Genomic DNA, 11,115 nt, shown 5'->3' on the forward strand with positions numbered 1-11,115 from the left:
TGACGAGGTGGTGGAAAGGAGGGCAGGCGTGATCAGGGTGCTGCTGGCCGAGGACATGCACATGATCCGCGCCGCGCTCACCGCGCTGCTGCGGCTGGAGTCCGACATCGAGGTGGTCTCGGAGGTCACCGGGGGCGACGAGATCGTCCCGGAGGCGCTGCGGGTGCGGCCGGACGTCGCGGTGGTGGACATCGACCTGCCGGTGATCGACGGCATCACCGCCGCCGCCACGCTGCGGCAGCGGCTGCCGTCCTGCCGGATCCTGGTGCTCACGGCCATGGGCCAGCCGGGCAACGTACGCAGGGCGCTGGCGGCGGGCATCGAGGCGTTCCTGGTCAAGGACGCCCCGGGCGACCGCCTCGCCGACGCGATCAGGCGTACGGCCGCCGGGCTGCGCGTCCTGGATCCCGAGCTGGTCTCGGCCGCCATGGAGTACGGCGAAAGCCCCCTCACGCCGAGGGAGACCACCGTGCTCAAGGAGGCCGCCAGGGGCGCGTCGGCGGAGGACATCGCCGCCGCCCTGCACCTGTCCGCCGGCACCGTACGGAACTACCTCACGGGCGCGATCACCAAGACCGGCGCCCGCAACAAGATCGACGCCATCCGCATCGCCCAGGACGCCGGCTGGCTGTGACCCCCCACCCGCGGGCTCGCGGCCTGGCGCGCCTCCACCGCCGCGCCGGCCTCCTGGCGGCGCGGCGTACCCCCCGTTCGTTGCCGCGACGGCCCCGGCACCTCGGCGCCGTGCGGCCTGTCCCGGCCCCTCCCCTGGCCGGGTCAGATGTCAGTGATGCGGATGCCGGCGTGGGCCTTGTAGCGGCGGTTGACGGAGATGAGGTTGGCGGTCAGCGCCTCGACCTGGTGGGCGTTGCGCAGCCGCCCGCCGTACACGCCGCGCACCCCCGGGATGGCCTCGGCCAGCGCCTGGACGGTGTCGGTGGCCTCGCGATCGTCGCCGAGCACCAGCACGTCGAGGTCGACCTTCTCCACCTCGGGGTCGAGCAGCACCACGGCCGACACGTGGTGGAACGCGGCCACCACCCGGCTGTCAGGGAGCACGGCGGCCGCCTGCTCGGCGGCGCTGCCCTCCTCGACCGGCAGCGCGTAGGCGCCCTTCTTGTCGAACCCGAGCGGGTTGACGCAGTCGACGACGATCTTGCCGGCGAGCTCGTCGCGCAGCGACTCCAGCAGTGCCTTATGCCCTTCGTACGGCACCGCCACGATCACGATGTCGGCGCGGCGGGCGACGTCGGCGTTCTCGCCACCGCTCGCGCCGGCGCCGATGGACTCGGCCGCCTCCTGGGCGCGCTGGGCGTTACGAGAACCGATCAACACGGGGTGCCCGGCCAGCGCGAACCTGCGGGCAAGACCCTTGCCCTGGTCTCCGGTGCCGCCGAGGATTCCAATGGATAGTTTGCTCACGTCGGTCATAACGCAGATCATGTCGCGCCCGTTCCCGGCCCCCGCGAAGGAGGGCCGGGACGGGCATGCAGCGGTCAGCAGTTGCCGTGGGCGGGCAGCCCGAGGATGCGCAGGGCCAGCCATTCGATGGCCAGCGGCCCGCCTTCGATGGCGCCCGTCACGTGGTCGGGCGCGGGCAGGGACGCCCACCGCACGTTCACGCCTGCCCGGCAGTACTCCGAGCGCAGGGTGGACCCGACCGACAGCGGGATGATCTCGTCGCCCCGCCCGTGGTACAGGAACATCGGCACGCGCGGCGGCATGCCGCCGAGCCGGTTCTCGGCCAGGCGGGCCTGCCACTTGGGCTGGTTCATCAGGTCGATCGGGCTGATGTCGGAGAAACCGAGCCCGGCGAGCTTGCCGAGGTCGTTCACGCAGTCGTCGGCCGCGTCGGCGAGCAGTTCCCGTCCGCGGTCGTTGAGGTCCGCTTCCAGGTCCAGCTCGGGGTAGGCGGCGTCGAGGCCGATCCCGGCGGCTGCGGCCAGCCCGAAGTTCGGGCCGCCGTCGAGGTTGCGCGCCACCTCGCCCAGGTCGGCCGGCACCCCGCCGGCGGCGACGCCGCGCAGCCGCAGCTCAGGCGCGTACGACGGCTGGAGCTGTGCGGCCCACCCGGCGGACGCGCCGCCCTGGGAGTAGCCCATGATGCCGACCGGCGCCTCGTCGGACAGCCCGGCGCCGGGCACGCGGGTGGCGGCCCTGATCGAGTCGAGCACGGCGTGCCCCTGCGAGATGCCCGCCATGTACGTGTGCTGCCCCGGCGTGCCGAGCCCCTCGTAGTCGGTGATCGCGACCGCGTACCCCTTCAGCAGGAACAGGCTGACCAGCGCCAGCTCGGCCTCGCGGCCCTGGCTCATGCTGACGGACGGCGCGCACTGGTCGCCGAGGCCGTGGGTGCCGACGGCGTACCCGATGATCGGGCGGCGGCCGAGCGGATAGCCCGCCTTGGGCACGAGCAGGGTGCCGGAGACGACGTTGGGCGTGCCGGTGGCGGAGGTGGAGGTGTAGCGCAGGTGCCAGGCGTTGACCGGGACTTCGAGCAGCTTGCCCGGCAGCAGGTAGACGGTGGTGGGCTGGGCGGAGACGACGTCTCCCGGTGCCGCGGCGCGGGCGGGCGCCGCGATGAACGACAGGATCGATAACACGATCAAGGACATGCTGACGCGCACACGTAAGGTCATGTGCCGCCCCTCTCCGTGAGGTCTGCGCTTGGGGGACGGCGCGCCGCGAGCCGATCGTTACCCGTGAGTAACTCCATGTCAAGGCCCGAAATGACGGAGAAATACGTTTCGTGTAAATGCGTCACATGGGAAGCGGCCACCCCGCGACGGGCCCGTCAGGCACCATGGAGGCATGGACTCAGGATCGGTGGCCCTCCTGCGCGAACTCCTGGCCGGCACCGGCTGGCTCGAACGCACCCGCGAGCTGGGCCTGGCCCTGCGCGCCACCCGCTCGCCCGGCGGCCTGCTGGTGGTCGGCACCCCCGACGACGAGCCCTGGCACGTGACCGCCCATCTGGCCGACGAGGCCAGGTACTCCGGCCTGCCCCAGCTCACCCCGACCCTGCTGCGCTGGTCTCCGCCGCCCGACGCGCCGCCCCACCTGCGGGTCGGAATCGAGCGCCTGGAGCAGGCCGGGCGCGGGGAGACGCTGTTCGTGCTGTCGGAGCAGCAGGCGCCGGTGCCGCTGCTGGAGCGCGTGAACGACGCCCGCCGCACAGGGGCCACGATCCTGGCGATCGAAGGCGGCGACCGCGAGCTGGCCGGGCTGGCCCACGACGCGATCGAGGTGCCGCGCGAGGGGCCGATGACGTTCGACGGGGCCCAGCACCTGGTGAGCGCGGCGGCCGGCGAGGCCGGGCAGCGGCCGGGGCTGCGCGAGCGGCTCGCCCGCCTGCTCGACAAGGTCAGCGGCCCCCGCCTGACCGACTGACCGCCCGCCTGAAGACCCCCACCACCGAGACCGGCCGTCTCAGGCCGCCACCGCAGACACCGGCCGCCTCGCGGCCCCTCGCCACCGTCGTGCGGCGCGGCCGTCAAGCCCGGTCGGCGGCCTCCTCGTCGGCAGGGTCGGAGATGCGGGAACGCAAGGTGGCGGCCAGCTCCTTCGTCACTTCCTCGATCGCCTCGATCACCACGGCCTGCACCGGATCGGGCTCCCCCGACCGCCTACGGCTCGCCCGGGTGACGACGTCGAGCCTGCGGGCCCCGATGCCGCGGATGTCGCTCACGCGTACCTCGCCCTCCGGCACGTCGAGCAGCGCCAGCTCCGGCACGATCGCCACCCCGTGCCCGGCCGCGACCAGCGCGAGCGCCGGCCCCCACTCGCCGATGACGTGCGGCTTCTGCGGCTCGATGCCGTGCAGCCCGGCCAGCCGGTCGAGCGCCTGCCCGCACGCCTGCCCGGGATCGGCCGCCACCCACGGCCGCTGCAACAGCTCCTCGACGGTGGACGGCGGATCGGACCAGGACGGCGGCACGACGATGCGGTATGCGTCGACGTACAGCAGGCGGCTGGTCAGCGACGGCTGCGCCAGGACGGGCAGACCCATGTCCTGCTCGGTGATGAGCAGATCGACGGACCCGAGCCGCAGCTCCTGGAGCGCCGGCGGGCCGTAGATCTCGCGGATCGCCGGTGCGATCTTCGGATGGCGGCGGGCCAGCCCTCGCATCGCGGGCACGAGCAGGTGGCTGATCGCGGTGGGGAACGCGGCGATGCGCACGGGCCCGGCCAGGCGTTCGGTGAAGCGGGTGAGCTCGCGTTTGGCCTCGGTCAGCTCCTCCTCGACCCGCTCGGCGTAACCGGCCAGCACGCGACCTGCCGGGGTGAGCGAGACGCTGCGCTGGGAGCGGTCGATGAGGGGCAGGCCGACCTCGCGTTCGAGCTGGGCGAGCTGCTGGGAGACGGCGGAGGAGGTCAGGTGCAGGGCCTGGGCGGCGCGCAGCACGCCACCGCGCCTGGCCACCTCGCGGAGCACGCGCAAGCGCCGGGGGTCGATCTCCACACGGCCAGCCTAAGCCCGCACACCAGGAAGTTGCGGTGATTGTGTCGCGAGGGTGCGAATCCGGAGAATGTTACCCATGGATCTCCTGCTCGACGCCCTCGGCTGGCTGGGTGCCGCCCTGCTGCTGGCGGGCTACGCCCTCGTCTCGTCGTCCCGTCTTTCGGGCGACGGAGTGGCGTACCAGCTCATCAACCTCGCCGGCTCCGTCGGGCTGATGATCAACAGCGCCTATTACGCCGCCTGGCCGTCCGCGGCGCTCAACCTGATCTGGGCCGCCATCGGCGTCACCGCCCTGATCAAACTCGCCAGGGCGGCGCTGCCGAGGACGGCCGGACGTCAGTCGTCGTCCTGATCGGCCTCGTCCCACGCCTTGTTGCGGTCGGCGGCGCGCTGCAACGCACCCGCCGCCTCTTCCTCCGACGCGTACGGACCCATCCGGTCCTTATTGGGGCAACCCTTGTCGGGCTCGACCCGCATGTGCTTGAGACAGAACCACCACTGGCCTTCGCTCACGGGGTCAATTCTGCCCCGTAGACTCGTGTTTCATGACGACACTGCTCCAGCCAGGGCGAGTTTCGCCCATGCGGAAGGTCCCCGCCCACATCGAGCGGCCGGAGTACGTCGGCAAAAAGCGCCCCAAGACCGGCGAGTCCGACGTGAAGACCCCCGAGATCATCGAGCGGATGCGGGTGGCGGGCAGGATCGCCGCCCAGGCTCTCGAGGAGGTCGGCAAGCACGTCCGGCCGGGCGTCACCACCGACGAGCTCGACAGGATCGGCCACGAGTTCCTCCTCGACCACGGCGCCTACCCCAGCACGCTGGGCTACCGGGGCTTTCCGAAGTCGCTGTGCACCTCGATCAACGAGGTGATCTGCCACGGCATCCCCGACGACACCGTGCTGCAGGACGGCGACATCATCAACGTCGACATCACCGCCTACATCGGCGGCGTCCACGGCGACACCGACGCGACGTTCCTGGTGGGCGACGTCGACGAGGAGTCGCGGCTGCTGGTCGAGCGCACCCGCGAGGCGATGATGCGGGCCATCAAGGCGGTCGCGCCGGGCCGTCAGCTCAACGTCATCGGGCGCGTCATCGAGGCGTACGCCAAGCGCTTCGGCTACGGCGTCGTACGCGACTTCACCGGCCACGGCATCGGCACCACGTTCCACTCCGGCCTCATGGTGCCCCACTACGACGACCCCAACCTGAAGGTCGAAATGGTGCCGGGCATGACGTTCACCATCGAGCCGATGCTGACGCTGGGCACGATCGAGTACGAGATCTGGCCCGACAAGTGGACGGCGGTGACGAAGGACCGCAAGCGCACGGCCCAGTTCGAGCACACGATCGTGGTCACCGAGACCGGCAGCGAGATCCTCACCCTGCCCTGATCCGCCCCGGTCGCGGGGGCGAGCCGCCGGGCGCGTCAACCGGGGTCAGCCGCGCTGCGGCGGCACCACCCCGGACACCGTGGTCCCCTCACCGAGCACGCTGTTGACCGACAGGCTCCCCCGGCCTCGGCGAACGCCGCCCGCATGCGGGCGATGCCGCGCCCCGGCGTCGCCGGGTCGAAGCCCTGGCCGTCGTCACTGATCGTCATGCGCAGCCCGCTCTTGCCCACCGTCACGGCGATGGACACCGTCCTCGCCCTGCTGTGCCGCTCGACGTTGGACAGCGCCTCCCGCAAGGTGGTCATGACGCCGCTCGACACGCGTGACGGCACGTCTGTGGCCGGCAGTGCCCAGGTCTCGACCCTGATCCCGGTGCGCTCCGACCAGTCGGCCAGGCAGCTTTCCAGCGCCTCCGCCAGGCTCTGCCCCCCGCGCATCCGTGTCTCTTCCGACAATTGGTTTCGCCTTTCTTGGCACCCGGGCCGCACGCCGGTCCCCACTCCGGCGCTCCCGTCGACGCGGCGCGCATCCCCCTCAAGACCACGCACGCTGCCACTCGGGGTTATACCCGTCTCCCCTGGGAGAAAGGCTACCCGTCGCTCCACGGGCGTGTAGTGGTAAGGAAGAAGCCCATGTCCGAACGGCTACGCGGCCACGGCCCGACCCCGTCCCTCCCCCGCATCCGATCGGCTGCACGCTGAGATCAGCGCGCACACCGGCCCAGGCTCGGCCCGCGCCAACGCGCCCCGCCCACATGCGCACCGCCGACAGGCGCCAACGCGGCCACGCGGCTGAGCCCGGCGCCCTCCCACAAACCCGGCGCGCACACTCGCTCCACCTTCGCGCACAGAGCCGACAGCCGCCTCACCCGATCACACGGCTGAGCCGGGCGCGCCTGCGCGCCATCTCCGATCGGCCACGCGACTGGGCCGGCTGTGCGCCTACTCGCCCTTGTCCGCGCGGTTGAGGCGGGCGAGATAGGCGTTGTAGGCGTCGAGCTCGGCGTCGCCCTGGCCGGTGCGGTCGGCCTTGCGGTCGGCGCGGCGGGCCTGCCGGTCGTCGTTCTGGTACCACTGCACGGCGATGGCGATCAGCACGATGAGCGTCGGGATCTCGCCGAAGCCCCACGCGATGGCGCCGCCGTCGCGCTGGGTCTGCAGCAGCGTGTCGCCCCAGGTGCGGCCGAGCTGCTCGTACCAGCCGGACGCGATCACGGTGCCCATCATCATCAGCGCGATGCCGAAGAAGGCGTGGAACGGCATGGTGACGAACAGCATCAGCAGCCGCCCGACGTGCGGGAGGCGGCTGGGGCCCGGATCGACGCCGATGATCACCCAGAAGAACAGCGAGCCGCTGAGCAGGAAGTGCAGGGTCATCCAGATGTGGCCGAGGTGCTCGTTCATGGCCGACTCGAACAGCGGCGTGAAGTAGAGCGCGTACGTGGACGCGACGAAGATCGCGGTGGCGACCACGGGATGCGAGATGACCTTGGTGAACCGGCTGTGCAGGATCGTGGTGATCCATTCGCGCGGCCCTCTGTCGCCCCTCCTGGCGGCGGGCTTGAGCGCGCGCAGGGCCAGGGTGACGGGCCCGCCGAGGACCAGGAAGATCGGCACCACCATGGACAGCGTCATGTGCTCGATCATGTGCATGTCGAACATGACCTTGGCGTAGCGGGCCAGCCCGCTCTGGGTGCAGAACACCAGCACCGCCACACCGATGTACCAGGAGGCGGTGCGCCCCCACGACCAGTGGTCGCCGCGCCTTCGCAGACGGCGCACGCCGGCCCCGTACAGACCGGCCAGCACCGCCGCCACCACGGCGAAGAACAGGTCGAACCACCACAGCGTGAACACGTTGCCCAGCGTCAGCTCGGGCGGCATGGGGAAGCCGAGCAGCTCGTAGGCGCGGTCGGCCGGGATGCTGTAGTCGGGCGGCGGCGTACGCGAGAGCGCCACGGCCACGCCGATGGTGGCGAACATGAGCACGGCCTCACCGCCGGCCAGCCGGGTGAACGCCCGCGGCTTGTCCGCCTTGAGGTCGGCGAGCGTGCGCTGCCGGTGCCAGTAGCCGACGTAGCCCAGCAGCACGAAGGCCACCATCTTGGCGAGGGCGAGCAGGCCGTACTCGGTGGTCCACAGGTCGGAGACCGCGCCGAGGCGGGCGACCAGCGCGAAGACGCCCGAGAGCCCCACCCCGACGTAGCAGAACAGCGCGAGCCGGGAGAAGCGCTCCGCCGCGATCTCCAGCTGCGGCTGCTTGCGCAGCGCGTGGAGGGCCAGCACGCCGAGCCCGCCGACCCACAGGGCGAGTGAGAGCAGGTGCAGCGCGACCGACGAGGTGGCCAGGTCGTGGTTGGGCGAGGACGAGGTGTGGCCGGTGAGCGGCGCGGGCAGCATCGTCACCAGCGCGAACACCAGCAGCCCCGCCGCGGCCCCCGCGGTGATGGCGCCGCGCGAGAACAGTGCGATGGCCACCCCGAACAGCACCACGAGCGTCAGCGCGACGCCCTGCGTGGTCTGGGTGGCGTAGCTGGTGAGGATCGTGCGGTCGAGGATCTGGGGAATGGTGCGGCCGATGCTCTCGGCGGCGCCGAACAGGATCGAGGCGAACGCCGCTCCCGCCCAGACCAGCGCAGCCCACGAGCCGGCCTTGACGTAGTCGACGGCGCTCTTGCCGAGCACGCCCTTGTCGTTGGGCAGCAGCAGGGCGGCCATGAGCAGCAGGCCGACGGTGACGACGCCGGCCGCGTCCATGAGCAGCTTCGACACCGGCAGGCCCCAGCGGACGAACGCGCCGGAGTCGGGCAGGCCGGGGATGATCCTGGGGAACGCCCTGCCACCCGCGATCATGCCGATGACCAGGGCCGCGACGGCGGCCGCCGCGGTCACGAGGGCGAGGCGCGCCGTCCGGGTCATGGCTGCTTCTTCCTCGCGCTGATGAGGAAGCCGATGCCGATGCCGACGAGCGCGCCGATGACGACGATCAGCCAGACGGGGAACGTGACGTCCTGCTGGGCGTCCTGCTCGGCGGCCGCGTTGCCGGCCTCGATGGAAGCACTGGGCTGCTCGGCCGGCGGCGAGGCCGCGGTCTCGGCGGGCGCGGCCGTCTCGGAAGCGCCATCGGACGGCTCGGCGCCGGGTGACGCCTCCTCGGCCGCCTTCTCCGCGCCCTTCACCCGGAACGGGATCTCCCCCTCGATGGGGTGCCCGTCGGACGACACGACCCGGTAGGCGATCGTGTACGTGCCGTCGGGCAGCGGCCCCTTGACCGCCTGGGTCACCACGGCGCCGTCGACCTCGGGCTCGCCGCTCTGGTGCTCGGCGTCTCCGTCGCCGCGGACGCTGACGAAGGGCATGCGCACCTTGCTGCTGAATTCGAGCCTGACCTCGTCGAGGGACTCCACCTCGGCGCCCTTGGCCGGGTTGCTGCTCTTGAGCCTGTCGTGCGCCAGCGCGGGAGCGGCGGTGCCGAACACGAACAGGGCGGCGGCGAGAATCGCGGTAAGGGCCGCGAGCGGGGATCTGTTCATGACAACCCCAGGCTACCGACGCACCCGGCCGGTCTGGACCTCACTCCTCCAACACACGTCTACAATTCCGCCCCTATGCCCACATTCGGGCAGTCCGCTTTCCGGCCCGCCGCCGCCCCACCTTCCGGCCCGGCCGCTGAGCCGCCGTTCGGGGTCCGCCCCCGAGCCGCCGTTCGGGTCGGCCCCGAGCCGCCGTTCGGGTCGGCCCCGAGTCGCGTTTCCGGCCGAGTGATCGGCCTTTTCCGGGCGCGCCGCTGACCCGGCCGGGCTCCGGACGCGCCGAACGGGCCCAGCCGAGCTGCGCCGGATGCGCGGCGTGGAGATGGAGGCGAGAACGGTCGTGGCCGGGCGTGCTCACCCGGCCACGACATCAGGCGACGGCGGCGGTCACAGGCCCGCGCAGGCGAGCGCGCGCCGGTAGGCGTCGACCGCGCGGTCGGTGTCGCCGAGCTGCTCCATGGTCTCGGCGGTGGCGTACCAGTGGGAGGCCGAACGGCGGGAGTCGGGCAGCGGCTGCAGCCACCGCTCGACGGCGGCGGCGTGCTCGCGGCCCTCGTCGACCCGGCCGGCGGCGCCGTAGATGCGGCCGAGCAGCAGGTTGGCCTCGGCGCCCAGCACATTGCCGTACTGCGGCAGCAGCTCGCGGCACTTGACGGCGTGCTGAGCGGCCTCGTCGAGATCGTTGTTCATGTATTCGGCGCAGGCCAGCTCGAGGTACAGGGTGGCCTGGTCGATGGTGCTCGTGGAGGTCTGCTCGAACTCCTTGATCGCCGCGCGCAGCACGTCGCGAGCGCTCGCCGGGTCCTGCGCGCCGGTCCTGAGCTTGGTACGCGCGGCCTGCAGCCGCATCCTCGCGGTGTTGCGCGGCTGCCCGTGCTCGAGCTGCACGGCCAGGGCCCGCTCGATGAACGTCACCGCCTCGTCGTAGTGACCGGTGGCGCGGGCGATGAAGGAGGCGTTCCAGTTGGCCGCCGCGATCGAGCGCGGGGTGCCGAGCGCGTCAGCGGCGTTGAGCAGCTCGGCCGCGAACTGCCGGGCGCGCAGCATGTCGCCACGCTCGTAGTAGGCGGACAGGAGGGTCGCGCCCAGCTCGACCCGCAGGTCGGACCAGGGTTCGCGGTTGTTGCCGATGAGCAGCTGCTCGCCGACCTCGACCGCCTCGTGCAGCCGCTCGCTCTCGCGGTACGCCCGGCACAGCGCGATGGCCACTTCGAGAGCGCGCTCCTGAGGCAGTTCTTCCTCGCGCAGCCGCAGCATGATGGAGATCGCCTCGCCGAGATCGCCGGCCGCCTCTGTGGCGAGTGCCAGGCCGAACTCCGCTTCTTGACGAAGCGATGTCAAGCCTGACAAGTTACTGTTCTCCAGGAGTTCCGCGAAACGCGTGCGGGCCTCGGCGACCTCACCGTTTTCGAGTGCCAGCCGCGCATAGCCCAGGGCGAGCTCGATGTCCTCCATCTGCTCGGCGGTGACACCGTTGATCAGGTAGGACAGCGAGCAGTCCAGCTTCGCGGCCAGCAACTCCAATACCGCAGGAGTGGGAGTACGCTTACCGCTTTCGATCAGCGAAACGTAACTGTCCGACAACTCGGGGTGTGCCAACTGAGCCTGCGAAAGACCGCGCTGCCGGCGAACCGTCTTGATGCGGAGTCCGACGAGATCCGATGTGGTCACAACCGCCACTCCCTGAGAAGATGAAGTCCGAGCAACCCACCTAGGCGAGGGAGAAC

Annotated in this window: 12 protein-coding genes; 4 read left to right on the plus strand and 8 right to left on the minus strand. The window is 71.5% G+C overall.

From position 1 onward, the window contains the following. The first annotated feature begins 28 nt into the window (after positions 1–28). Entirely contained in the window at positions 29–634 is a 606-nt protein-coding gene (locus WBK31_RS23300; protein ID WP_364055508.1) for a response regulator transcription factor, read from the plus strand. A gap of 143 nt (positions 635–777) precedes the next feature. Here the strand turns inward: WBK31_RS23300 and npdG are convergent, their stop codons facing one another. Together npdG and WBK31_RS23310 are read right to left on the minus strand one after the other, a co-directional pair. Then, positions 778–1,431: an NADPH-dependent F420 reductase gene (gene npdG, locus WBK31_RS23305; protein ID WP_364055511.1), complete on the minus strand. Its 654-nt coding sequence runs from the start codon at positions 1,429–1,431 to the stop codon at positions 778–780. Between the two features lie 65 nt (positions 1,432–1,496). After that, complete coding sequence (locus tag WBK31_RS23310; protein WP_364055514.1) at positions 1,497–2,639, minus strand: lipase family protein; 1,143 nt, start codon at positions 2,637–2,639, stop codon at positions 1,497–1,499. A gap of 172 nt (positions 2,640–2,811) precedes the next feature. Here WBK31_RS23310 and WBK31_RS23315 point away from each other — a divergent pair, with 172 nt between their 5' ends. After that, entirely contained in the window at positions 2,812–3,390 is a 579-nt protein-coding gene (locus tag WBK31_RS23315; RefSeq protein ID WP_364055517.1) for a hypothetical protein, read from the plus strand. 103 nt (positions 3,391–3,493) lie between these two features. Here WBK31_RS23315 and WBK31_RS23320 read toward each other — a convergent pair whose 3' ends face one another. Then, positions 3,494–4,462 (minus strand): LysR family transcriptional regulator, encoded by a 969-nt coding sequence (locus WBK31_RS23320; protein WP_364055520.1) that lies wholly within the window; start codon positions 4,460–4,462, stop codon positions 3,494–3,496. A gap of 76 nt (positions 4,463–4,538) precedes the next feature. Here WBK31_RS23320 and WBK31_RS23325 point away from each other — a divergent pair, with 76 nt between their 5' ends. Then, positions 4,539–4,814: a hypothetical protein gene (locus WBK31_RS23325; RefSeq protein WP_364055523.1), complete on the plus strand. Its 276-nt coding sequence runs from the start codon at positions 4,539–4,541 to the stop codon at positions 4,812–4,814. Here the strand turns inward: WBK31_RS23325 and WBK31_RS23330 are convergent. Next, complete coding sequence (locus tag WBK31_RS23330) at positions 4,799–4,975, minus strand: hypothetical protein (protein WP_364057596.1); 177 nt, start codon at positions 4,973–4,975, stop codon at positions 4,799–4,801. The two genes, WBK31_RS23325 and WBK31_RS23330, sit on opposite strands and share 16 nt — an antisense overlap. A 32-nt stretch (positions 4,976–5,007) precedes the next feature. Between WBK31_RS23330 and map the strand changes: the two genes are divergently transcribed. Beyond that, positions 5,008–5,856: a type I methionyl aminopeptidase gene (gene map / locus WBK31_RS23335; protein ID WP_364055526.1), complete on the plus strand. Its 849-nt coding sequence runs from the start codon at positions 5,008–5,010 to the stop codon at positions 5,854–5,856. 35 nt (positions 5,857–5,891) lie between these two features. Here the strand turns inward: map and WBK31_RS23340 are convergent, their stop codons facing one another. The 4 genes from WBK31_RS23340 to WBK31_RS23355 form a co-directional block, all read right to left on the minus strand. Next, positions 5,892–6,293 carry a sensor histidine kinase gene (locus WBK31_RS23340; protein WP_378787571.1) on the minus strand — a complete coding sequence of 134 codons (402 nt, stop codon included), beginning with the start codon at positions 6,291–6,293 and terminating at the stop codon, positions 5,892–5,894. A 504-nt stretch (positions 6,294–6,797) separates the two neighbouring features. Next, on the minus strand, positions 6,798–8,774 hold the full coding sequence (locus tag WBK31_RS23345) for a cytochrome c oxidase assembly protein (protein ID WP_406673123.1): 1,977 nt from the start codon (positions 8,772–8,774) through the stop codon (positions 6,798–6,800). Beyond that, a complete protein-coding gene (locus WBK31_RS23350) occupies positions 8,771–9,388 on the minus strand; it encodes a copper resistance protein CopC (protein WP_406673124.1) in 618 nt (205 codons plus the stop codon). Before WBK31_RS23350 ends, WBK31_RS23345 begins: the two co-directional genes overlap by 4 nt. Positions 9,389–9,775: 387 nt before the next feature. After that, positions 9,776–11,068, minus strand: a complete 1,293-nt coding sequence (locus tag WBK31_RS23355) for a tetratricopeptide repeat protein (RefSeq protein WP_406673125.1) — start codon at positions 11,066–11,068, stop codon at positions 9,776–9,778. Between the last annotated feature and the right edge of the window lie 47 nt (positions 11,069–11,115).

This window comes from Nonomuraea sp. N2-4H, from assembly GCF_045291505.1.
GTDB lineage: Bacteria > Actinomycetota > Actinomycetes > Streptosporangiales > Streptosporangiaceae > Nonomuraea > Nonomuraea fastidiosa.